The organism is Streptomyces iranensis (assembly GCF_017874715.1).
Classification (GTDB): domain Bacteria; phylum Actinomycetota; class Actinomycetes; order Streptomycetales; family Streptomycetaceae; genus Streptomyces; species Streptomyces iranensis.
Genome location: NZ_JAGGLR010000027.1, coordinates 102,078 through 125,012, shown reverse-complemented (window position 1 = coordinate 125,012; position 22,935 = coordinate 102,078). Strand labels below are relative to the sequence as shown.

The 22,935-nt window shown below is 71.4% G+C and carries 18 protein-coding genes; 12 read left to right on the top strand and 6 right to left on the bottom strand.

Annotation, left to right across the window (positions count from 1 at the left end):
- The first annotated feature begins 34 nt into the window (after positions 1-34).
- The 9 genes from J2Z30_RS39390 (at position 35) to J2Z30_RS39350 (ending at position 12,388) form a co-directional block, all read left to right on the top strand.
- Positions 35-1,297, top strand: coding sequence for a sensor histidine kinase (locus tag J2Z30_RS39390; protein WP_044571742.1), 1,263 nt, complete (start codon positions 35-37; stop codon positions 1,295-1,297).
- 220 nt (positions 1,298-1,517) lie between these two features.
- Positions 1,518-2,861 (top strand): sensor histidine kinase, encoded by a 1,344-nt coding sequence (locus tag J2Z30_RS39385; protein ID WP_044571743.1) that lies wholly within the window; start codon positions 1,518-1,520, stop codon positions 2,859-2,861.
- Between the two features lie 74 nt (positions 2,862-2,935).
- Complete coding sequence (locus tag J2Z30_RS39380) at positions 2,936-3,649, top strand: response regulator transcription factor (protein ID WP_044571744.1); 714 nt, start codon at positions 2,936-2,938, stop codon at positions 3,647-3,649.
- Positions 3,650-3,900: 251 nt separating this feature from the next.
- Positions 3,901-5,853, top strand: coding sequence for a 2-oxoacid:acceptor oxidoreductase subunit alpha (locus J2Z30_RS39375; protein WP_044571746.1), 1,953 nt, complete (start codon positions 3,901-3,903; stop codon positions 5,851-5,853).
- The gene (locus J2Z30_RS39370) at positions 5,846-6,928 is read left to right on the top strand and encodes a 2-oxoacid:ferredoxin oxidoreductase subunit beta (RefSeq protein ID WP_044571747.1); all 1,083 of its coding nucleotides are present in this window, start codon (positions 5,846-5,848) and stop codon (positions 6,926-6,928) included. The genes J2Z30_RS39375 and J2Z30_RS39370 overlap by 8 nt, the downstream gene beginning before the upstream one ends.
- A gap of 105 nt (positions 6,929-7,033) precedes the next feature.
- A complete protein-coding gene (locus J2Z30_RS39365; RefSeq protein ID WP_044571749.1) occupies positions 7,034-9,058 on the top strand; it encodes an APC family permease in 2,025 nt (674 codons plus the stop codon).
- Between the two features lie 89 nt (positions 9,059-9,147).
- Positions 9,148-10,005, top strand: coding sequence for an SDR family oxidoreductase (locus J2Z30_RS39360; protein ID WP_044571751.1), 858 nt, complete (start codon positions 9,148-9,150; stop codon positions 10,003-10,005).
- A gap of 136 nt (positions 10,006-10,141) precedes the next feature.
- Positions 10,142-11,251 (top strand): EamA family transporter RarD, encoded by a 1,110-nt coding sequence (gene rarD / locus J2Z30_RS39355; protein ID WP_044571752.1) that lies wholly within the window; start codon positions 10,142-10,144, stop codon positions 11,249-11,251.
- Between the two features lie 195 nt (positions 11,252-11,446).
- Positions 11,447-12,388 (top strand): M28 family metallopeptidase, encoded by a 942-nt coding sequence (locus J2Z30_RS39350; RefSeq protein ID WP_044571754.1) that lies wholly within the window; start codon positions 11,447-11,449, stop codon positions 12,386-12,388.
- Positions 12,389-12,449: 61 nt separating this feature from the next.
- Here the strand turns inward: J2Z30_RS39350 and J2Z30_RS39345 are convergent, their stop codons facing one another.
- From J2Z30_RS39345 to J2Z30_RS39320, 6 genes are all read right to left on the bottom strand, one after another.
- A complete protein-coding gene (locus tag J2Z30_RS39345) occupies positions 12,450-13,421 on the bottom strand; it encodes an ABC transporter permease (RefSeq protein WP_078956734.1) in 972 nt (323 codons plus the stop codon).
- Positions 13,408-14,391 (bottom strand): ABC transporter ATP-binding protein, encoded by a 984-nt coding sequence (locus J2Z30_RS39340; protein ID WP_044571757.1) that lies wholly within the window; start codon positions 14,389-14,391, stop codon positions 13,408-13,410. Before J2Z30_RS39340 ends, J2Z30_RS39345 begins: the two co-directional genes overlap by 14 nt.
- A 72-nt stretch (positions 14,392-14,463) precedes the next feature.
- On the bottom strand, positions 14,464-15,708 hold the full coding sequence (locus J2Z30_RS39335) for a LolA family protein (RefSeq protein WP_044571758.1): 1,245 nt from the start codon (positions 15,706-15,708) through the stop codon (positions 14,464-14,466).
- Between the two features lie 265 nt (positions 15,709-15,973).
- Positions 15,974-16,984, bottom strand: a complete 1,011-nt coding sequence (locus J2Z30_RS39330) for a polyprenyl synthetase family protein (RefSeq protein WP_044571760.1) — start codon at positions 16,982-16,984, stop codon at positions 15,974-15,976.
- Positions 16,985-17,336: 352 nt separating this feature from the next.
- Entirely contained in the window at positions 17,337-18,539 is a 1,203-nt protein-coding gene (locus J2Z30_RS39325; protein WP_044571762.1) for an FAD-dependent oxidoreductase, read from the bottom strand.
- A gap of 22 nt (positions 18,540-18,561) precedes the next feature.
- On the bottom strand, positions 18,562-19,785 hold the full coding sequence (locus J2Z30_RS39320) for a carboxylate--amine ligase (RefSeq protein WP_044571764.1): 1,224 nt from the start codon (positions 19,783-19,785) through the stop codon (positions 18,562-18,564).
- A 339-nt stretch (positions 19,786-20,124) separates the two neighbouring features.
- On the opposite strand from J2Z30_RS39320, the gene fahA reads away from it, so the two are divergent.
- The 3 genes from fahA (at position 20,125) to J2Z30_RS39305 (ending at position 22,932) form a co-directional block, all read left to right on the top strand.
- Positions 20,125-21,375, top strand: coding sequence for a fumarylacetoacetase (gene fahA / locus J2Z30_RS39315; RefSeq protein WP_044571765.1), 1,251 nt, complete (start codon positions 20,125-20,127; stop codon positions 21,373-21,375).
- Between the two features lie 60 nt (positions 21,376-21,435).
- Entirely contained in the window at positions 21,436-21,933 is a 498-nt protein-coding gene (locus J2Z30_RS39310; protein WP_044571768.1) for a hypothetical protein, read from the top strand.
- A gap of 228 nt (positions 21,934-22,161) precedes the next feature.
- Positions 22,162-22,932: a GntR family transcriptional regulator gene (locus J2Z30_RS39305; protein WP_044571770.1), complete on the top strand. Its 771-nt coding sequence runs from the start codon at positions 22,162-22,164 to the stop codon at positions 22,930-22,932.
- Positions 22,933-22,935: the final 3 nt, after the last annotated feature.

Genomic DNA, 22,935 nt, shown 5'->3' with positions numbered 1-22,935 from the left:
CGGAGCCCCCGCGGGGCCGGGCAGTCTTGCTGTCATGACCTCCAGTTCCCCCGTCGACGGGCCCGTCGACGGCTCCGACGGCCCCGACGGCGGCGGCCGTGGCCGCGCCGACGAGCGGCTGCCGCGCCCGCCCGCGTTCGCCTTTCCCACGCAGACCTGGAAGGAGATCGCGCATCTCCTGGCCAATCTGCTGGTGGGCATCGTGTGCTTCGTCTTCACCCTGGTCTGGCTGGCCGTGGGTCTGGGACTGGCCGTCACGGTGGTGGGCCTGCCCCTGCTGGCCCTGGGACTGCGGTTCAGCCGGCTGCTCGGCCGGTTCGAGCGCAACCGCGCCAGGGCGCTGCTCTCGGTGCACATCGATGAGCCCAGCCCCCTGCCGTACCAGCCGGACAGCAGCTTCCTCGGCAGGCTGTGGACGAGTCTGCGGGACCCGGTCGGCTGGCGGGCCACGCTCTACGCCCTGATCCGGCTGCCGTGGTCGGTGGTCACCTTCGCGATCACACTGACCTCGCTGTTCGCGGCCTGGCCGGTGCTCCCGTGGATCGCCCGGGGGCTGACGCATGCGGACCGGGCGATGGTGCGCGGGCTGCTGTTCCCCTCCGACGAGCTGGAGCGGCGGATCGCCGAGCTGGAGTCGGACCGGGGCACCGTGGTGGACACCGCCGCCGCCGACCTGCGCCGGATCGAACGCGACCTCCACGACGGCGCCCAGGCCCGGCTGGTCGCCCTCGCCATGGGGCTCGGTCTGGCGAAGGAGAAGCTGGAGGAGGACCCGGAGGCCGCCGCGAAGATGGTCGACGAGGCCCACGGCGAGGTGAAGCTCGCCCTCCAGGAACTGCGCGACCTCGCCCGCGGCATCCACCCCGCCATCCTCACCGACCGCGGCCTCGGCCCCGCCCTCTCCGCGCTCTCGGCCCGCTGCACCGTGCCTGTGAAGGTGGCGGTCGAGCTGCCCGAACGCCCTGCGCCGGCCATCGAGGGCATCGCCTACTTCACCGTCTCCGAGCTGCTGCAGAACATCAGCAAGCACAGCGGCGCCCGGACCGCCGAGGTCGAGCTGTGGCGCACCGAGGACCGGCTGCTGATCCAGGTGCGGGACGACGGGCGCGGCGGGGCGTCCACCGACGGGGGCACGGGGCTCGCGGGCCTGGCGGAGCGGCTGGGCTCGGTGGACGGGCTGTTCGTGGTGGACTCGCCGTCCGGTGGGCCGACCGCCGTGACCGCCGAGTTGCCCTGGCGCCACCGGACCGGGTCGGCGGCGGGCGCGGCGGTGGCACGGTCCGGGCGAAGGGTCTGACCCCTGACCGCACCCCTTGAGGTCCTGACCTCTTGAGGTCCTGACCGCACCCCTTGAGGTCCTGACCGCACCCCTCGAGGTCCTGACCGCACCCCTCGAGGTAGGGCTAACCCCCCGGTGAAGAGGCCGACCCACCCGATGGCCGGGCCGACCCCGCTCCGGGACTCTTGGGGTTACGCAGACGCGCGACCGATCAGGCCCCCGGAGGACGGACGAGACGATGGCCACCGCATACCGCCCCTACGAGCCGGGGACCGAGCCCCGTGGCCATCTGTTGCCCGCAGCGCTGAAGGCGCCGTTCCAGGGCCGCGTGTGGCGCGAGTTCCTCTATGTCCTGATCAGCCTGCCGATGGCCATCCTCACCTTCGTCTACACGGTCACGATGATCGCGCTCGGCGCCGGACTGCTGATCACCTTCCTCGGCGTCCCGGTGCTCGGCGCCGCCCTCGCGGGCTGCCGGGCGCTCGGCGTCGTCGAGCGGGCCCGCGCCAGGGCGCTGCTGGGGCTGGAGGTGGCCGAGCCCGAGCCCGTGCTCGGCCGGAGGGGCGGTCGCGGGGGCAGGCGCGGGCCGGTCGCCTGGGTGGGCGCGCTGCTCAGGAGCGGCACGTCCTGGCGGCATGTGATCTACGCGCTGATCCATCTGCCGTGGGCGGTGTTCTCCTTCGGCTTCGCGGTGGCGTTCACCTCCTACGGCTGGGGCTTCGCGACCTATCCGCTGTGGCGCTGGGTCTTCCCGCGGTATCTGGACGAGCCGGGTCTGCAGGTCTTCGGGGACGACCGCGGGCACGACTTCTATCTGGACACCCCGTTCGAGATCGCCGTGACCTGCGCCGCCGGGGTGCTGGTCCTGCTGCTGACCCCGTGGATCATGCGGGCGCTGACCTCGGTCGACCGGATCATGGTGACCGGGCTGCTCGGCCCGTCCCGGCTGGCGAGCCGGGTCTGGGAGCTGGAGTCGGACCGGGGGACGGTGGTGGACACCGCCTCCGCCGACCTGCGCCGGATCGAACGCGACCTCCACGACGGCGCCCAGGCCCGGCTGGTCGCCCTCGCCATGGATCTGGGCCTGGCGAAGGAGAAGCTGGACGAGGACCCGGAGGCCGCCGCGAAGATGGTCGACGAGGCCCACGGCGAGGTGAAGCTCGCCCTCCAGGAACTGCGCGACCTCGCCCGCGGCATCCACCCCGCCATCCTCACCGACCGCGGCCTCGACCCCGCCCTCTCCGCCCTCGCCGCCCGCTGCACCGTCCCGGTGAAGGCGACCGTGGACCTTCCGCAGCGGCCCGCGCCCGCGATCGAGGGCATCGTCTACTTCACCGTCTCCGAGCTGCTGCAGAACATCAGCAAGCACAGCGGCGCCCGCACCGCCGAGGTCGACGTCTGGCGCACCGAGGACCGGCTGCTGATCCAGATCACGGACGACGGGCGGGGCGGGGCCGACACCTCCACCGGTTCGGGTCTCGCCGGGCTGGCCGAGCGGATCGACGCGGTGGACGGGGTCCTCGTCGTCCACTCCCCGGCGGGCGGCCCGACCACGGTGACCGCCGAGCTCCCCTGGCGCTGACGGCGCACACCCCTCCACTTGTACGCGGCCCGTACGCGGCCGGTTCTGCGCGACGCGAGCGGCCGAACCCTGGGATGCTGGTCCCGACGAACCGAGTGAAACGGGGGCCGAGCATCGTGGCGGACAGAGTACGGGTAGTCATCGCCGAGGATTCGGTGCTGCTGCGGGAGGGGCTGACCCGGCTGCTGACCGACCGGGGCCATGACGTGGTCGCGGGCGTCGGGGACGCGGAAGCGCTGATCAAGTCGGTGCGGGAGCTGGCCGACGAGGGCGCGCCACCGGATGTGGTGGTGGCCGACGTCCGGATGCCGCCCACGCACACCGACGAGGGGGTGCGGGCGGCCGTCCGGCTGCGCCGCGACCACCCGGGTCTCGCGGTGCTGGTCCTGTCGCAGTACGTGGAGGAGCAGTACGCCACCGAGCTGCTGGCGGGGAGCAGCCGGGGCGTGGGCTATCTGCTCAAGGACCGGGTGGCCGAGGTGCGCGAGTTCGTGGACGCGGTGGTGCGGGTCGCCCAGGGCGGCACGGCGCTCGACCCGGAGGTGGTCGCCCAGCTGCTGGGCCGCAGCCGCAAGCAGGATGTGCTGGCCGGGCTCACCCCGAGGGAGCGGGAGGTCCTGGGGCTGATGGCGGAGGGCCGTACCAATTCGGCCATCGCCCGGCAGCTCGTGGTGAGCGACGGCGCGGTCGAGAAGCATGTGAGCAACATCTTCCTGAAGCTCGGCCTGTCGCCGAGTGACGGGGATCACCGTCGGGTGCTCGCCGTCCTCACTTATCTCAATTCCTGAGACTCTCAATTCCTGAAAGCAGACTCCCGCGCGCCAAAGCGGGGCCAAAGGCTGAACGGGGGATCAGCAGGAATGACAGCAAGGGGGGAGGGACACGTCGTGCCAAACCAGGACATATATGGTTCTTCTTTCGGCGTCCACCATGTGATCCGGCCAAGGAAGGCCACCCTTACCGACGTACGATGGTCATGGGACAACAACCGGTCGGCACCGACTGTCCAGGAGCGCCGCCTCAAGGGAGGTCCGAAGCAGTGACCAGCCAGGTCAGTAGCCCGGCCGAGCAGGCCGAACCAGCCGATCAGCAGGGCGGGCAGATGCCCGCCGGGGGGCAGCGATCAGCAGACGGTGGCAAGGAGGTCCGCCGTCTGGACCGGGTGATCATCCGGTTCGCGGGGGACTCCGGCGACGGTATGCAGCTCACGGGTGACCGGTTCACCTCGGAGACGGCGTCGTTCGGAAACGACCTGTCGACCCTGCCGAACTTCCCGGCGGAGATCCGCGCCCCCGCCGGCACGCTGCCCGGAGTGTCGAGCTTCCAGCTCCACTTCGCCGATCACGACATCCTCACACCAGGTGACGCGCCGAACGTGCTGGTGGCGATGAACCCGGCCGCACTGAAGGCCAACCTCCCCGATGTGCCGCGCGGGGCGGAAATCATCGTCAACACCGACGAGTTCACCAAGCGCCCCATGGCCAAGGTCGGCTATGACCAAAGCCCCCTGGAGGACGGCTCGCTGGACGGCTATCGCGTCCACCCGGTGCCGCTCACCACGCTGACCATCGAGGCGCTGAAGGAATTCGGGCTGTCCCGCAAGGAGGCCGAGCGCAGCAAGAACATGTTCGCGCTCGGGCTGCTGTCGTGGATGTACCACCGGCCGACCGAGAACACCGAGAAGTTCCTGCGCCAGAAGTTCGCCAAGAAGCCGCAGATCGCCGAGGCGAACGTGGCCGCCTTCCGGGCGGGCTGGAACTTCGGCGAGACCACCGAGGACTTCGCCGTCTCCTACGAGGTCGCCCCGGCCACCACCGCGTTCCCCACCGGGACCTACCGGAACATCTCCGGAAACCTGGCGCTGTCGTACGGGCTGATCGCGGCCTCCCGCCAGGCGGATCTGCCGCTGTTCCTGGGGTCGTACCCGATCACCCCGGCCTCGGACATCCTGCACGAGCTGTCCAAGCACAAGAACTTCGGCGTGCGCAGCTTCCAGGCCGAGGACGAGATCGCCGGTATCGGTGCCGCGCTGGGCGCGGCCTTCGGCGGCTCCCTCGCCGTGACCACCACCTCCGGCCCCGGTGTGGCGCTGAAGTCGGAGACCATCGGGCTCGCGGTGTCGCTGGAGCTGCCGCTGCTGGTGATCGACATCCAGCGCGGCGGCCCCTCCACCGGGCTGCCCACCAAGACCGAGCAGGCGGACCTGCTGCAGGCCATGTACGGGCGCAACGGCGAGGCCCCGGTGCCGATCGTGGCCCCGAAGACCCCGGGCGACTGCTTCGACGCCGCGCTCGAGGCCGCCCGGATCGCCCTGACCTACCGCACCCCGGTGTTCCTGCTGTCGGACGGCTATCTGGCCAACGGCTCGGAGCCCTGGCGGGTGCCGGACGTCGACGAGCTGCCCGATCTGCGCGTCCAGTTCGCGGCCGGCCCCAACCACGAACTCGCCGACGGCACCGAGGTCTTCTGGCCGTACAAGCGCGACCCCAAGACGCTGGCCCGCCCCTGGGCCGTGCCCGGAACGCCCGGTCTCGAGCACCGGATCGGCGGTATCGAGAAGCAGGACGGCACGGGGAACATCTCCTACGACCCGGCCAACCACGACCACATGGTCCGCATCCGCCAGGCCAAGGTGGACGGCATCGCGGTGCCGGACATCGAGGTGGACGACCCGACCGGCGACGCCCGCACCCTGGTCCTGGGGTGGGGTTCCACGTACGGCCCGATCACCGCGGCGGTGCGCCGCGTCCGCACCGCGGGCGACCGGATCGCCCAGGCCCATCTGCGCCATCTCAACCCCTTCCCGGCCAACCTCGGCAAGGTGCTTGCGGGTTACGAGAAGGTCGTGGTGCCGGAGATGAACCTGGGGCAGCTGGCGACGCTGCTGCGCGCCCGCTATCTGGTCGACACCCGCTCCTTCACCCAGGTCCGCGGACTGCCCTTCAAGGCCGAACAGCTCGCCACCGCCCTCAAGGAGGCCATCGATGACTGACACCATCGCCGAGGGCGCGGCATCGGCTCGGCACGCGCTCTCCCTGGTGCCCAAGAGCGACACCAAGCAGACGATGAAGGACTTCAAGTCCGACCAGGAGGTCCGCTGGTGCCCCGGCTGCGGTGACTACGCGGTCCTCGCCGCCGTCCAGGGCTTCATGCCCGAACTGGGCCTGGCGAAGGAGAACATCGTCTTCGTCTCCGGCATCGGCTGCTCCTCGCGCTTCCCGTACTACATGAACACCTACGGGATGCACTCCATCCACGGCCGCGCCCCGGCCATCGCCACCGGCCTGGCCGCCTCCCGCCGCGATCTGTCGGTATGGGTCGTCACCGGTGACGGCGACGCGCTGTCGATCGGCGGCAACCACCTGATCCACGCACTCCGCCGCAATGTGAACTTGAAGATCCTGCTCTTCAACAACCGCATCTACGGCCTGACCAAGGGGCAGTACAGCCCCACCTCCGAGGTCGGCAAGATCACCAAGTCGACCCCGATGGGCTCCCTGGACGCGCCGTTCAACCCGCTGTCGCTCGCGCTGGGCGCCGAGGCGGGCTTCGTGGCCCGCACCGTGGACTCCGACCGCAAGCACCTGACCGAGGTGCTGCGGCAGGCGGCGGCCCACCCGGGCACCGCGCTGGTGGAGATCTACCAGAACTGCAACATCTTCAACGACGGCGCCTTCGAGACCCTCAAGGACAAGGATCAGGCCCAGGAGGCCGTGATCCGGCTGGAGCACGGGCAGCCGATCCGCTTCGGCACCGACCAGTCCAAGGGCGTCGTCCGCGACCAGCGCACCGGCGACCTCGAAGTGGTCACCGTCACCGCCGAGAACGAGCACCAGGTGCTGGTGCACGACGCCCACGCGGCCTCGCCCACCAATGCGTTCGCGCTGACCCGGCTCGCCGACGCCGACACCCTCCACCACACCCCCATCGGGGTGCTGCGCGATGTGGAGCGCCCGGTCTACGACACCCAGATGTCCGACCAGCTCGACAACGCCGTGGAGCTCAAGGGCAAGGGCGACCTCGGTGCGCTGCTCGCGGGCGGCGACACCTGGACCGTCGTGGGCTGACCCCCGTAAGGCGCCCGGCGGGCGCGTTCGTACATCCGGGCACAGGCGGGTGCCCGGCCGGAGCGTCTGACCGCGCCCCGGCCGGGCACCCGCTCTGCTATCCGCATGGCCGACACCGCCGCCCCGCTCCAGCCGCCCGACCGCCCCGGCTACCGCCTCAAGCGGCTGCTGCTCGGCCCGCCCCTGGTCACCGAGCGGATCCGGCGCGAGAAGCTGAGCAACCCGGCCGCGCTGGGCGTGCTGGCCTCCGACTGCATCTCCTCGACGGCGTACGGCAGCGAGGAGATGCTGCGGGTGCTGGTGCCGGTCATCGGGGTCGCGGCGTTCACCATGATCCTCCCGGTGACCGGGGCGATCCTGCTGGTACTGCTGCTGGTCACGCTCTGCTACAGCGATGTGGTGATGATCTACACCCGGGCGGGCGGCTCGTATGTGGTGGCGCGGGAGAACTTCGGCCCGGACATCGCCCAGATCGCGTCCGTGGCACTGCTGGTGGACTACATCGTCACCGTCGCGGTCCAGGTCTCGGCGGGCACCAACGCGATCATCTCGTTCGCCCATCTCGTCGGCGGCACCTGGACCGGTATCGACCATCTCCAACTGCCGCTGAGCGCCCTGGTGATCCTGATCCTCGCCTACGGCAATCTGCGCGGACTGCGGGAGGCCGGGCGGGTCTTCATGGTGCCCGCCTACCTGTTCATCCTCGCCATCGGCCTGATGCTGGTGGTCGGCGTGATCCGCGGACTCACCGGGACGCTGCCGCACGCCGATATGCACGCCGCGGGCGCCGTGCACCTCGGCACTCCGGACAGCGGCTGGCTCTACGGCGCCTCGCTCTTCATCGTGCTGCGCTCGTTCGCCAACGGCGGCTCGTCGCTGACCGGTCTGGAGGCGATCTCCAACAGCGTCTCGGTCTTCCGCGACCCCAAGGGCCGCAACGCCCGCCGCACGCTGGTCACGATGAGCTGTGTCCTGGGCACGCTGGTCCTCGGGGTCTCCGCCCTGGCCCACTTCACCCACGCCATCCCGTACCGGGACGGCACCCCGACCGTCCTCGCGCAGGAGGCCCATCTGGTCTTCGGCGGCGGGGTGCCGGGCGCCCTGGGGCTGGCGTTCGTCCAGCTGGCGACCGCGCTCATCCTCTACACGGGCGCCAACACGCCCTTCACCGGCTTCCCGTTCCTGGCCAGCTTCGTGGCCGAGGACCGCTTTCTGCCCCGGCAGCTGACCCGGCGCGGCCACCGGCTGGCCTTCTCCAACGGGATCGTGTCGCTGACCGTGGTGGCGCTGGCGCTGCTGGTGGTCACCAAGGCCAACGTGGACCGGCTGGTGGCGCTGTACGCGATCGGGGTGTTCACCGCCTTCACCATGGCCGGGTCCGGGATGACGGCCCATCACCTGCGGCGCCGGGAGCCGGGGCGAATGTGGAAGGTCGCGGTGAACCTCAGCACCGCGGTGGTCTCCGCAGCCGTGGTGCTGATCTTCGGGATCACCAAGTTCACCGAGGGCGCCTGGCTGGTCGTGGTGGTCTTCCCGCTCGGGGTCTGGGCGCTGATCCGGATCAACCGCGAGTACCGCGCGGAGGCGGCCGCCCTGGAGGCGGTGGAGCGCCCCGGGGACGACGTCCCGCGCTGGCGGCGCCATGTGGTCTTCGTCCTGGCGGACAGCATCGACCTCGCGACGGTCAAGGCGCTGCGGTACGCGCACGAGCTGCGGCCCGACGAGGTCCGCGCGGTGCACTTCATGGTGGACGAGACGCACGCCAGGCGGCTGATGGCGCGATGGGAGGCCACGGCGGGGGTGACGGTGCCGCTGGAGGTCGTGGAGTGCCCGGACCGGCGGCTGCGCCACGCCGTGATGGAGCTGGCGGCCCGTACCACCGAGGACGGGCGGACCGCGCTGACCCTGCTGGTGCCGCGCCGCACCTACGCCTCCCCGCTGGGCAAGCTGCTGCACCGGGGCACGGCGGAGTCGCTGGCCAAAGCGCTGGAGCGGCTGCCGGGCGTCGCGGTGACGATCCTGCCGTTCGCCGTCAGCCTCGCGGCGCGGGAGCGGGGGCCCGGGGAGAGGGATGCCGGGGAGCGGGATGCCGGGGAGCGGGGGCCCGGGGAGCGGCCCGGCCCCGAATGAACACACTTACTTAACCGGAAGTACCTTTCTCTTGGTTAGCGCTTCCCTTAGAGTGGGTGTGCCGATCCCGAACCAGGAGAGTCACGCATATGAGCATCGTCGTCACCGGAGCCACCGGCCACCTCGGCCGCCTCGTCGTCGAGGGGCTGCTGGAGAAGGTCCCCGCCGACCGGATAACCGCGGTCGTGCGCGACACCGCGAAGGCCGCCGCCCTCGCCGACCGCGGGGTGCGGCTGCATGTGGCCGACTACAACCGGCCCGAGACGCTCCCCGGCGCCTTCGCCGCCGGGGACAAGGTGCTGCTGATCTCCGGCAGCGAGGTCGGGCAGCGGGTGCCGCAGCACCAGGCCGTCATCGACGCCGCCAAGGAGGCCGGTGTCGCGCTGCTCGCCTACACCAGCGTCCTGGGCGGCCCCGCCGCCGACTTCTCGCTGGCCGAGGAGCACAAGGCCACCGAGCAGGCGATCACCGACTCCGGCCTGCCGTACGTACTGCTGCGCAACGGCTGGTACAACGAGAACTACACCGAGAACCTCTCCACCGTCCTGGAGCACGGCGCCGTCGTGGGCGCCGCGGGCGAGGGCCGGGTCGCCTCCGCCGCGCGCGCCGACTACGCGGCGGCCGCCGTCGCCGTCCTGACCAGTGAGGGCCACGAGGGCAAGGCGTACGAGCTGTCCGGCGACACCGCCTGGGGCTTCGCCGAGTACGCCGAGGTGGTCGCCCGGCAGTCCGGCAAGGAGATCGTCTACGGCGCCGTCTCCCCCGCCGAGTACCAGTCCATCCTCACCGGCGCGGGCGTCCCCGAGCCGCTCGCCGTGATCCTCTCCGATGTCGAGGCGGCCATCGGGCGCGGCCGGCTGGACGCCACCCCGGGTGAGCTGTCCCGGCTCATAGGCCGTCCGACCACGCCCATCGCGGACTCGGTGGCGGCCGCGCTCAAGGGCTGACCCACCCGTACGCGCCGCGGCCCGCCTGTCATGACCGTATTCCGATACGGAAATGACAGGCGGGCCTCACCAGCGCTACCTTCGGACCCTCGGAACGGGCCCGCCGGAGGTTCGTCATGCCGTCGGAGAGGGTGCCGTGACGCCGCAGAACCAGCAGGACCGCGTCGATCGCGCCGGTCTCCTCTACGGCTTCGCGGCATACGGCATCTGGGGTCTGGTGCCGCTCTTCTGGCCGCTGCTGGAGCCCGCCGCGGCGATGGAGATCCTCGCCCACCGGATGGTGTGGTCACTGGCGGCCGTCGGTCTGGTGCTGCTGGTGCTGCGCCGCTGGAGCTGGATACGGCCGCTGCTGCGGCAGCCCAGGCGACTGGGCATGATCACGCTCGCCGCGACCGTGATCTCGGTCAACTGGGGTCTGTACATCTGGAGCGTCAACAGCGGGCATGTGGTGGAGACCGCGCTCGGATACTTCACCAACCCGCTGGTCAGCATCGCCTTCGGGGTGCTGCTGCTGCGTGAGCGGCTGCGGCCCGCGCAGTGGGCGGCGGTCGGCGTCGGAGTGGTGGCCGTGGCCGTGCTGACGGTGGGCTACGGCAAGCCGCCGTGGATCGCGCTCACCCTCGCCTTCACCTTCGCGACATACAGCCTGGCCAAGAAGCGGGTCGGTCTCGACGGGCTGGAGTCGCTGGCCGCCGAGACCGCCGTGCAGTTCCTGCCCGCGCTCGGCTTCCTGATCTGGCTCGGGGCGCACGGCGGCAGCACGTTCGGACGCGAGGGCGCCGGGCACGCGGCGCTGCTGGCGAGCTGCGGCTTCGTCACGGCGCTGCCGCTGATCTGCTTCGGGGCCTCGGCGGTGCGGCTGCCGCTGTCGACGATCGGGATGCTCCAGTACGTGGCGCCGACCTTCCAGTTCGCACTCGGGCTCACCGTCTTCCACGAGTCGATGCCACCCGAACGGTGGGCGGGCTTCGCCCTCGTCTGGCTCGCGCTCGCGCTGCTGACCTGGGACGCGCTGCGCACCGCCCGGCGGGCGCGGCGGGCGCTGGCCGACGCCGCCGCGCGGGCGGGGGCGCTGTCGGCGACAGTGGAGGCCGCTGTGGTTCCGGAGGCTGATGTCGTTCCGGAGGCTGTTGTGCCCGAGGCCGTCGTCCCGGAGGCGGTCGCGCCGGAGGCGGTCGCGCCGGAGGTCGCGGCATCGGACGCCGTCGGGCCCGATGTCCGGCCGGGACCGATATCCGGCGGGTGATGTCCGGTTTCCGCCCTTGACGCGGAGTCAGCCACGCCCGGAGCATCAGCACGTTCGCCGCTCCACCGCCCCACGGGCACGTGCACCACACAGCGTCACGTCATTCCGTCCTGTCCACGTTCGGAACCGGAGCCCCCCATGTCCTCATGCGCGCAAGCCCGCCCCCGAAGATCCCTGATACGGCGTACGGCCGCCATGGCCGCCGCCGGTACGGCGGTCGCCGCCCTGGTCTCGGCCGCCCCCGCCACCTCCGCCGCCGCATCGGCACGGCACCCGGCGGACGCCCGTACCACCCTCGCGGCACCCGACATCTCCGTGGCCAATGTGAAGGCCCATCTGACCCAGCTGCAGTCCATCGCCACCGCCAACGGCGGCAACCGGGCCCATGGCCGCTCCGGCTACAAGGCGTCGCTCGACTACATCAAGGGCAAGCTGGACGCCGCCGGATACACCACCACCGTGCAGCAGTTCACCTCCGGCGGTGCCACCGGCTACAACCTCATCGCCGACTGGCCCGGCGGCGACACCAACAACGTGGTGTTCTCCGGCGCCCACCTCGACTCCGTCACCGCGGGCCCCGGGATCAACGACAACGGCTCGGGCTCCGCCGGAATCCTGGAGACCGCGCTCACCGTGGCCCGCCAGGGCGCGAAGCCCACCAAGCATCTGCGGTTCGCCTGGTGGGGCGCCGAGGAGCGGGGGATGGTCGGCTCCACCTACTACATCAACAACCTGCCGTCATCCGAACGGGCGAAGATCGACGGCTATCTCAACTTCGACATGATCGGCTCGCCCAACCCCGGCTACTTCGTGTACGACGACGACCCCGGGATCGAGTCGGTCTTCAAGGCGTTCTTCTCCGCCAAGGGCGTGCCCACCGAGATCGAGACCGAGGGCGACGGCCGCTCCGACCACGCTCCGTTCAAGAACAAGGGCATCCCGGTGGGCGGCCTCTTCAGCGGCGCCGACTACATCAAGACCGCCGCCCAGGCCCAGAAGTGGGGCGGCACCTCCGGTCAGGCGTTCGACCGCTGCTACCACCGCTCCTGCGACACCTCGGGCAACATCGACGACACCGCCCTGGACCGCAACAGCGACGCCATCGCCTACGCGGTCTGGTCGCTCGGCGGCGCCTGATCCCGGATGACGTGCCGTGTTCGGCTCCGCCGGCTCCGGCCGCCCAGGCCGCCCAGGCCACTCAGGCCGTGATGTCCTTCGCGGTGAACCGGGCCCAGGCCGCCGAGCCGAACACGGCCACGTACAGCCCCTGCAGCCCCAGATTCTTGACCAGCTCGTCCCAGTAGACCGGCTCGCGGAGGAGATCGGCGAAGCTCAGCCAGTAGTGCGGGAAGAGATACGGGTGGATCGCGTGCAGCTGCGGGATGGTGTCGAGGATCTGCGTGGTGACCACCAGCCCCACGGTCGTGGCCATGGCCGCGATCCCGCTGTTGGTGAGGGTGGAGATGAACAGCCCCACCGTGGCGATCCCCACCAGCGACAGGGCCACCAGGGCGGCCACGCCGAGCGCCCGGAGCAGCGCCTCTTCGAACGAGACGGTGATGCCCGAGATCAGCGTGACATCGCCGAGCGGGAACAGCAGCGCCCCCGTCACCAGGCTCGAGAGGGCCACCACCAGGGTCGCGATCAGGCAGAAGGCCATGGTGGTGGTGAATTTGGCCAGCAGCAGACGGGTCCGCCCGGCGGGGGCGACCAGCAGATAGCGCAGCGTCCCCGAGCCCGCCTCACCTGCGATGGCGTCACCGGCGATCACGCCGATCACCATCGGCAGGAAGACCGGCAGCGTCGCCGCCAGTGACGCGAAGACCAGGAAGATCCCGTTGTTGGTGATCTGGGGGAAGAAGGCGGGGCCCTGCCCCTCTCCCCCACGGCCGCCGCCGAAGCTGCCGCCGTCGCTCGTCTCGATCTTCACCGCGATGCCGATGAGGATCGGGATCAGCGCGAGCACCCCGAGCAGGGCCAGGGTCCGCCAGCGGCGGAGGGTGATGGTCAGCTCGGAGCGGAAGAGCGCCAGGGCCCACAGCGGGCTCGGGCGGGGCTGATTCGCGGCCCTCCCGGCCGGTGCGCCGGTGTGGGCCGCCTTTGCTACGCCGGTGTCGGCCGTCTTTGCTACGCCGGTGTCGGCCACCCTCGTTTCGTCAGCCCGCGACATCGAAGCCCTCCCCGGTCAGCGCGACAAAGGCGTCCTCGAGCGAGGCGCGTTCGGCCCCGAAGGCCCGGACCCGCACCCCGGCGCGTACGAGGGCGGCGTTGAGATCGGCCAGCTCCAGCGGTGCGTCGTCCACCCCGGGGCCGGGCACCGGCAGCTCGCCGGAGACGCGCTCGTCCAGGACCACCAGGTCCGTCACCCCGTGCTCCTTGAGCACCCGGACGGCGTCCACCGGGTCCGGGGTGGTGACGGCCAGTCGGCCACGGCTGCCCGCCGCCAGCTCGGCCACCGTGCCCTGGGTGATCAGACGGCCCTGAGCCATCACGGCGGCATGTGTGCACACCTGTTCGATCTCGTCGAGGAGATGGGAGGAGAGGAAGACGGTGGTGCCCTCCTCGGCCAGCTCGCGCACCAGGGCGCGGATCTCGCGCATGCCCTGCGGATCGAGGCCGTTCGTCGGCTCGTCCAGCACCAGCAGCTCTCGCGGCTGGAGCAGTGCGGCGGCCAGACCCAGGCGCTGCTTCATGCCGAGCGAGTACGCACGGGCCTTCTTCCCGGCCGCGGCGGCCAGCCCGACCCGGTCCAGGGCGGCCGCCACGCGGGGGGCGCGGGTGCGGGGGTCGGCGGTGGGGTCGGCCGCGTCGTAGCGCAGCAGATTGTCGCGGCCGGTCAGAAAGGGGTAGAGGGCGGGGCCCTCGATGAGGGCGCCCACCCTGGGCAGCACGCTCCGGGCGGCGCGCGGCATCGGCTCGCCGAGCAGGCTGGCTCTGCCCGAGGTGGGCTCGATCAGACCCATGAGCATGCGGATGGTCGTCGTCTTCCCCGAGCCATTGGGCCCGAGGAAGCCGAAGACACTGCCACGCGGCACGGACAGGTCGAGCGCGTGGACCGCGAGCTGTCCGCCCCGGTAGCGCTTGGTGAGCCCGCGGGTCTCCACCACGGCATCGTCCCCCTCGGTGGACCGCTGATCCACGGGCTCCCCTTCGTTCTGCGTCGTATCCGCGCCCTACGTCGTCCGTCACCGCGCCTTATGCGCCCAGTGGGCTCACTTGGCCGCGTTGGCGGCCTTGACCAGGGCGTCCTTGTCGACCGCGCCGACGAACACCTTGCCGTCGTCGGTGAGCAGCGCGTTCACCAGCCGGGTGCTGACCACGGTGCCCGAGCCGAACTTCCCCTTGACCTCCTTGCCGAAGCCGCCGAGGAGGCCGGAGGCCGCACCCGGGCCGCTGTCGCCGCCGGGTGTCGTGGACGCCGCGGCACCGCCGGGGGTGTCGAGCCGGGCGACCGAGTCCCAGCCCTCGCCGACGACCTTCAGTCCGGACAGGGCGCCCTGGGCGTCCTTGAAGTCCTTGGTGCCGAAGTTCTTCGGAGCGTCCTTGCGGTCGGCCTTGGGCTCCTCGGTGACCTTGGCGCCCTTGGGCGGCGTGAAGTCGAAGGTGCTCGCCTTGGGCTTGCCGAAGTCCACATCGGTGAAGCCCACGTCGACGATCGCCTTGCCACCGCTCTTCGGGGAGAGCGTGAACTTCAGCGGGACACCGTTGTCCGCGTCCACCGCGATACGGACGGATCCGATCGTGGAGTCGCTGTTCTGCTTGGGCTTGATCAGCAGGTCGTAGGCGTCCCGCCCGGCGACCCGGGAGGTGCCGTCGACGGTCACATCGGTGGTGTCGTCCACGGAGGAGAGCACCGTCTTGGCGATCTCCTGGGGCGTGGCGTCCCGCAGGTCCTTCGGCACCTCCTGCCGGTGGTCGCCCTTGGCCTTCGCGTCCTTCGGGGCGGTGGCGTGATAGGCGGAGTTGCTCCCGCTGTCGTACGCCCAGACGTCGTCGCCGTTGTGGACCATGCTGTACTCGGCGGCGTTCTCGACGATCGACACCCGCTGCTTGTCGGGGCCGTCGGTGGCCACCCGGAGGGTGTGGGAGCCGGAGATCAGCTCCATCAGCTTGGACTCGGGCGCGGCGGACGCGTCGCCGCCCCGCGCCCCGCCGAGGTCGGCGAGGGAGCCGCCGCCGGGGAGCGAGGGGATGCCCAGATCAGTGGTGATCTTCACCGAACCGGACATCTGCTGGGCGTCCGATGCCGCCATCTTGCTGATGAGCTCTTGCGCCGAGATCTTCGGCAGATCGGGGTCGCCGGTGCTGGCGAGCGCCGGGACCAGTCCTATGGTCGCCGCCGCGATGCCCGCGACGGCGACCGGAGCGGCGTACCGGGCGGCCTTCTTTCCTCGTGATGGCCGCTCTTCATCCCAGAAGCCGTCGTCGGCGACCTGTGTCGGTCGGATCCGTGCCATGTGTGCTCTACCTCCGTCGTCGGCGGCGGTTCGTCAGCTTGCACTCGTCCACCTCTCGGGCCATTGTCACCCGATCCCGCCATGTGGTGGTCTTTTCATCCCACCAAATCGTTCGACGTGGCGCGTCAGCCCGCAGGATCACCTCGGCGTAATGCTCGGGTATGACGCCGCTCCACCGGGAGTCAGGGTCCTACTCCCCCGGGAGTCACGGGCGGGCTCCCCGGGATCAGAGGCCCGGTCCGGGCGGAACGGGCGCCGCCGGGGATCACCCGGCCCGGTGGACCACCGCGTCGCACAGCCCCTCGAGGGCCGCCTTCGCCGGGCCCCCGGGCAGCGGCGTCAGCATCGAACGGGCCTCCGCCGCATAGCGGACCGTGACCCGGCGGGCCCGCTCCAGCGCCGGATGGGCGCGCAGCCGCCGCAGCACCTCGGCATGGCGCGCGTCATCGGTGAGATCGCCCGCGAGCAGCTCGCACAGCTCGCGGTCCTCGGCCGAACCGGTCGCCTCGGCCTGCTCCCGCACATAGAGCACGGGCAGCGTGGCCACGCCCTCGCGCAGATCGGTGCCGGGGGTCTTGCCGGACTCACGGCTGTCGCTGGCGATGTCCAGTACGTCGTCGGCGAGCTGGAAGGCCATGCCGAGCCGCTCGCCGTACTGGGTGAGGATGCTGACGATGCTCTCGTCGGCGCCCGCCATCATCGCGCCGAACCGGCCGGAGACGGCGATCAGCGAGCCCGTCTTGCCGGCCAGCACATCCAGGTAGTGCTCGACGGGGTCACGGCCGTCGCGGGGACCCGCCGTCTCCAGGATCTGGCCGGTGACCAGTCGCTCGAACGCCTCGGCCTGGATCCGCACCGCCTCGGGGCCGAGGTCGGCCAGAATGTGCGAGGCGCGGGCGAAGAGGAAGTCGCCGGTGAGGACCGCCACCGAGTTGCCCCAGCGGGCGTTGGCGCTGGAGACGCCGCGCCGCACCTCCGCCTCGTCCATCACATCGTCGTGGTACAGCGTCGCCAGATGGGTGAGCTCGACGACCACGGCCGAGGGCACCACTCCGGGGGCGTGGGGGTCACCGAACTGCGCGGCCAGCAGCACCAGCAGGGGCCGGAACCGCTTCCCCCCGGCCCGTACCAGATGCTGGGCGGCCTCCGTGATGAAGGGCACATCGCTTTTGGTGGCCTCCAGCAGGCCCTCTTCGACCGCCGTCAGCCCGGCCAGGGTGTCGGCTTCCAGAGTCCGGTCCCGCACGCTCAGCCCCAAGGGCCCGACGAAGCTCACGGGGTACTCCTGTCTGCCTACGAATGACGCGAATGTCGATGTGTCGCTGCCTCCACCAACAGGCAGCGTATCCGGTCGGGTATCGATCACTGTTGGCGCCTTCCCGCCTTGTGCGCCTCTCAGCGTTCTCTCCCGAACCGACCGCTTCACATCGCAGTACCGCGATCGCAGCAGATCATTCATGCCCCGGACCCCACCCGGCCGCTCGGCCGGATCCCGCCGTCCGCTCGGCCGGACCGCCGGACGGTCCGCCGAGCCGGCCGTCGAGCGGGGCTGGTCACCGGCCGAGGCTGGTCACCGGCCGGGGCTGGTCACCGGCCGGGGCAGGCCGATGGCCGCGGGCGGGGCCCGCTCATCCGTGCATGGCGGCCACCGCCTTCGCCAGCCGTGGCGACGCGTACTCCGTACCGCAGACGAACCGCATCACCGGGCCGAAACTCGCCGCCGCGGGCAGCCCGGTGAAGTACAGCCCCGGGACCGAGGAGCCGTAACCGGCGTCGAGCCACGGTCCCCCGGCTCCGGTGATCAACTCGGAGCGGAGCCCGGGACCGAGGAAGTCCAGCGCCGCGACGCTCATCCGATAGCCCGTAGCGGCCATCACATGGTCGGCGGCCAGCTCACCGATCCGGCCGTCCCCGCGCAGGGTGAGTACCGGCCGGCCGTCGTCCCCCACCGTGACCCGGCCGATCCGCCGCCCCTCGGTGACCCGGACCCGCCCGGCGAACCGGTCCCTCAGCCACCAGGCGCCCTTGGGCCCCAGCACCCTGCGCACCAGATACTCCCGGGCCGGTGCGGGCAACCGCCGGAAGCCCACGGCGTGGTAGGACAGCGCGTACAGCGACCAGGCGCGGCCGAACGGCGACTCGGGCCGCAGCCTGGGCTGGCGGTCCGGCGGGGTGCCGAAGGCGACCGCGCGCGGCTCCCGGGCCACCACCCGCACCGCGGCGGCGCCCGCCTCGGCCAGCAGCACCGCGCTCTCCAGCGCCGACTGCCCGGCCCCGACGACCACCACCTCACGCCCCCGGAAGCGGCCGAGGTCGCGATGTTGCGAACTGTGGGAGACGGGGCCGCCCGGAGCGGGTCCATCCGGTACGGCGGCGGCCAGCTCCCGGGGGAGGTGGGCGAGCCCGCTGAGCCCGCTGGCGACGACGACGGCGCGCGCCGTGAACTGCTCCCCCGAGTCCAGCTTCAGCTCGAACCGGCCGCCCCGCCGGTCCACCGCCACCACCCGCACCCGCTCCAGCTCCGGCACCAGCCGCTCCTGGAACCACAGTCCATAGGCCGAGAAGGTCTCCACGGGGATGAGGTCCCAGTCGGACTCATAGCGCGGGCCGCCTACCGCATGGCAGAAGTCGAGCAGGGTGTGCCCCGGCTGCGGTGCGTCGATGTTCGAGGCGACCGGTGTGGACTTGAGCAGCATGCCCGCGGGCATCTGCTCCCGCCAGCTCACCATCGGCTCCCCGAAGACACGGACCGGCAGTCCACGGGCGCGTAGGTGTGCGGCGGTCGACAGACCGTATGGACCGGCGCCGATGACCGCTACCGGATCGTTCATGAATCCCCCCAAGGTGTCGCGTTCACTTGGCGCGCCACAGCCGGTACAGCTGTGCCGTGCCGGGCCGCAGCGAGCGGGCCAGCATGGTGAAGAACGGCCTCATGTCGTCCCGCGCGGCCCAGGCGAGCTCGGTCCCGCTCGCCCGCGCCGGGGCGTGCGGGGTGGTGTAACCACTGCGGCGGTAGGCGAGCAGCGCGGGCAGGTCGATGTTCTCGACCAGGAACCGCCGGGCCGGCCGCTGCCGGGCCGCGGGGACCGCGCGTCCGGTCAGATCGAGATGCTGTGCCCGTACGACATCGATCCGCGCCGCGTTCTCGAACAGCCGGAACTGGGCGCCCATCCGCGGATTGAAGTCCAGCAGCTTGTACCGTCCGTCACGCCGGTCGAAGCGCCAGTCCAGATCGACGATGCCGCTGAAGCCGATCCGCTGGACGAACCGGGCCGCCATCCGCGCCAGTTCCTCGTTCTCCACCACATAGGCGCACGCCGTCATGCCCGCGTGCGGCGGCCAGGACCGCACCTTGACCCCGGTGAACATCGCCAGCGGTGTGCTCCGGGCGTCGAAGTACGCGTGCACGATCCAGTCCTCGGCCTCCTCTCTCGGCAGATACTCCTGCAGGACCACCCCTGGCCGCGGCCCCCACCGCCGCGCCAGCTCCATCAGCTCCCGCGGGCCCTCGATCCGCGTGGTGCCGCACACCGCGGGCTTCTTCCGCCGCTCGAACGCCTCCCGGTTCTTGGCGACCACCGGAAACCGGGCGACGGCCGCGAACGCCTTGACATCGGCATAGGTGTCCGGGAAGGCACCCTCGGGCGTGGGCACCCCGTGCTTGACGCACAGCTCGTGCAGCCCCCGCTTGCTCGCCAGCCGTCTGGGCAACTCGGGCTCGGCGCGCGGGAAGAGAAAGCGGCCCTCCCCGGCGAGCTGGTCCGCGTGCTCGGCGATCAGCACCGCCGCCTCCTCGTCGGTGGGCAGCAGCACCGTCGGCCGGCCGATCGCCCGCCCCATCCGCAGCAGCCCCTCCACCAGCCGCTCCGGCCGCTCCTCGCCGGTGGTCGGCCAGACGAAGGCCCTCCTCAGATAGCGCGAGAGCGCCGCCGGGGTCCAACGGTCCTCGGTGACCGCGTACATGGGGACACCGAGACGCCCCAGGGACCGGATGGCGCCGACGCCGCCGTGATGCAGCGGATAGTGGCCGATCTTCACGATGAGAGCGGGCACGGAACGGTCCACCGCGAACGGCATGGCACTGCTCGCCACGAGTCCCCCTTGGTCACCGCAGCGCAGTGGCCCCCCCACTGTGCGTGACCCTGATGAAGGACGCTACTTCGGAATCGCCGCCTCCAGCAAGGATTTTCCGGACATTGCCATCTCTTTAGGGAGTAGCCGACACTGTGTCATCCTCCTTGTCCCCGGCCTCCGCCATGGCCCGCGCCCGGCCACCGGCGCCGCCCTGGACACCGGCCCTTCCCCGGCCATCGACGCCGCCCTGACCACCGGCCTTGCCCTGGGCCTTTCCCGCGCTCCGCGCGCCTTAGGGTGTGCTGCGTCCCACAGTGACGAGGAGAAGGCGAGGCAGCCCCGATGCCGCAGCGATCCCCGCTGGACCTGCCCGAAGGCGACCCCTTCGGCCCGCACAACCTCCCCTATGGCGTCTTCACCGCGCCGCACGCTCCTCATCTGCGGAAGATCGGGGTGCGCTACGGAAACCATGTGCTCGATGTGGGCGCCGCCGCGGCCGCCACCGCCTCCCCGCACGCCGAGCCGCTGGGCGCCGACACCCTCAACCCGCTGATGGCCGCGGGCCGCCCGGTCTGGCAGGCCGTGCGCGCCGAGGTGCTCGACTGGCTGACCGACCCTGCGCACCGCTCGACCATCGAGCCCCTGATGCACCCCCTCCCCACCGTGGCGCTCCACCTCCCCTTCGAGGTGGCCGACTACGCCGACTTCTATGCGAGCGAGCACCACGCCACCAACACCGGCAGGATCTTCCGCCCCGGCGGCGAGGCGCTCACCCCCAACTGGAAGCACATGCCGATCGGCTACCACGGCCGGGCCGGCACCATCCTCGTCTCGGGCACGCCCATCGTCCGCCCGCAGGGCCAGCATCTGCCCCCGGCCGATACCTCCGCACCACACGCTTCCTCCCCCACTCCGGTCTTCGGCCCCTCCCTGCGCCTCGACTTCGAAGCGGAGGTGGCCTTCGTCGTCGGCGCTCCTTCCACTGTGAATACACCGGTGCCGCTCTCCGGGTTCCACGACCACGTCTTCGGCGTCTGTCTGCTCAACGACTGGTCCGCGCGTGACATCCAGGCGTGGGAGTACCGCCCGCTCGGCCCCTTCCTCGGCAAGTCCTTCGCCACCTCCCTCGCCGCCTGGGTCACCCCGCTGGACGCCCTCGCCGCGGCCCGTACCGGCCCTACCGCCCGCGATGTCCCGCCCCTCCCCTACCTGGACGACAGCGCGGCCGAGCCCGGCGGGCTCGATCTGCGCCTGGAGGTCGCGCTCAACGGCCACACGATCTCCCGCCCGCCCTTCTCCGCCATGTACTGGACCGCGGCCCAGCAACTCGCCCACCTGACGGTGAACGGCGCCTCGCTGCGCACCGGCGACCTCTTCGCCTCCGGCACGGTCAGCGGTCCGCGCCCGGACGAGCTCGGCTGTCTCCTCGAACTCACCTGGGGCGGCCGCGACCCCCTGCGGCTCCCCGACGGCGCCCGGACCTTCCTGGAGGACGGCGACGAGGTGACCGTCACGGCCTGGGCGCCGGGTCCGCAGGGGACCCGTATCGGCCTGGGCGAGGTGACCGGCCAGGTCGTCCCGGCCACGCCCTGACGCGGCTGCTAATTTGTCGTGCTCCTGCCCTGACGATCCCGGACGACCAAGGAGAAGCACGTGAAGAAGGCAGTGAGCATCGCCGGCACGGCGGCCGCGGCCGCCCTGCTGCTGACCGCATGCGGCAGCGACGGTGGCGACGACAAGAAGGACACCTCCAAGGATCCCTCCTCCGCGTCGAGCGCCCCGGCGGAGGGGGGCGCGGACGCGAAGGTCTCCGGCACCTATGTGGCGAAGGCCGGTGAGGGGGCGGTCATCCTGTCCATCAGCGGCAAGAAGGCCGTCCTGATGGCCGACAAGCACATCTGCAACGGCGAGTACGCAGACATGGGCGGGAAGATGCTCATGCTCAAGTGCGCCGACGGAAACACCGACCGCAGCGCGGGCAAGGTCACCGCGAGCGCGGACGGCAAGACCCTCACGGTCGACTGGGACGCGCTCGCCAAGAACGACACGTTCGTCAAGGCGACCTCGCCCGGCGACCTCCCCTCGGGCCTGCCGACGTCGCTGCCCTCCGGCCTCCCGACCGATGTGCCGACCGGCCTCCCGACCGGCTGAACCACGGCGCCGGACTCCCTCCGGCACTCCGGGCCCCTGGCGCGCAGGCGCGCCGGGGGCCCGCCGCGCACGGTGGCAGATCTTGCCGCCGCGGACACGAAACCGCAGGCAGAAGCGGTAGGAAAGCCGCCGTCAGGTGGCGCAATACTTCGGCAACACCATCGGCCCGGCCCCGTCGGTATGGTCCCGATACGACCCCGCCGACCAGCACACCCCCGGAGCCGGCCGATGCCAGCCGAACGCCCCCGCGAGCACGCCCCGCCGGTCGCCGCCGCGCGCCGCCGGCGGCTCCGTGCCGACCGGGCACGGCAACTCGCCGATCTGCTCCGCCACCAGGTCCTCACCGGCGGCTTCCCCGGGGGTGTGCTCCCCCTGGAGGACGCGCTCGGCCAGGACTACGGCACCTCCCGCAACACCGTGCGCCAGGCGCTCGACCTGCTGCGCTCCGAGCGCCTGGTGGAGCGGCAGCCCGGGGTGGGCACGGTCGTCGTCGCGGAGAAGTACCTACACGGCCTGGACCGGCTGATGGGCCTGGCCGAGACCCTCCACGAGCACGGCCGGGTCACCAATGAGGTACGCACCGTCGGCCCCGTCCCCGCGCCCGCCTGCGTGGCCGACCGGCTGGGCGTCCCCGCCCGTTCCGATGTCCTCTACGTCGAGCGGCTGCGCCGGCTCGGCGGACTCCCGCTCTCCCTCGACCTCACCTACCTCCCGATGGACATCGGTGCCGACCTCATCGGCGCCGACCTGGAGAACACCGATGTCTTCCGGCTGATCGAGAAGATCACCGGACAGCCCCTGGGCACCGCCGAGATCACCCTCGAGGCCGTCAACGCCGACTCCCACTCGGCCGCCGTTCTGCAGGCCCCGCGCGGTGCGGCGGTCCTGATGCTGGAGCGGCTCACCCATCTGTGCGATGGACGCCCGGTGGACCTGGAGTTCATCCGGTTCCGCGGCGACCGGATCACCATGAGCGGCCAGTTGCGCCGCACCGCCTGAGAC

Bases quoted from the DNA above. Each gene is read 5' to 3' on its own strand.
- J2Z30_RS39320 (WP_044571764.1), bottom strand. From the start codon at position 19,785: ATGCCGTTCGCGGTGGACCGTTCCGTGCCCGCTCTCATCGTGAAGATC.
- fahA (WP_044571765.1), top strand. From the start codon at position 20,125: ATGCCGCAGCGATCCCCGCTGGACCTGCCCGAAGGCGACCCCTTCGGC.
- J2Z30_RS39365 (WP_044571749.1), top strand. From the start codon at position 7,034: ATGGCCGACACCGCCGCCCCGCTCCAGCCGCCCGACCGCCCCGGCTAC.
- J2Z30_RS39325 (WP_044571762.1), bottom strand. From the start codon at position 18,539: ATGAACGATCCGGTAGCGGTCATCGGCGCCGGTCCATACGGTCTGTCG.
- J2Z30_RS39345 (WP_078956734.1), bottom strand. From the start codon at position 13,421: ATGTCGCGGGCTGACGAAACGAGGGTGGCCGACACCGGCGTAGCAAAG.
- J2Z30_RS39350 (WP_044571754.1), top strand. From the start codon at position 11,447: ATGGCCGCCGCCGGTACGGCGGTCGCCGCCCTGGTCTCGGCCGCCCCC.
- J2Z30_RS39380 (WP_044571744.1), top strand. From the start codon at position 2,936: ATGCTGGTCCCGACGAACCGAGTGAAACGGGGGCCGAGCATCGTGGCG.
- J2Z30_RS39385 (WP_044571743.1), top strand. From the start codon at position 1,518: ATGGCCACCGCATACCGCCCCTACGAGCCGGGGACCGAGCCCCGTGGC.
- J2Z30_RS39370 (WP_044571747.1), top strand. From the start codon at position 5,846: ATGACTGACACCATCGCCGAGGGCGCGGCATCGGCTCGGCACGCGCTC.
- J2Z30_RS39360 (WP_044571751.1), top strand. From the start codon at position 9,148: ATGAGCATCGTCGTCACCGGAGCCACCGGCCACCTCGGCCGCCTCGTC.
- J2Z30_RS39335 (WP_044571758.1), bottom strand. From the start codon at position 15,708: ATGGCACGGATCCGACCGACACAGGTCGCCGACGACGGCTTCTGGGAT.
- J2Z30_RS39305 (WP_044571770.1), top strand. From the start codon at position 22,162: ATGCCAGCCGAACGCCCCCGCGAGCACGCCCCGCCGGTCGCCGCCGCG.
- J2Z30_RS39390 (WP_044571742.1), top strand. From the start codon at position 35: ATGACCTCCAGTTCCCCCGTCGACGGGCCCGTCGACGGCTCCGACGGC.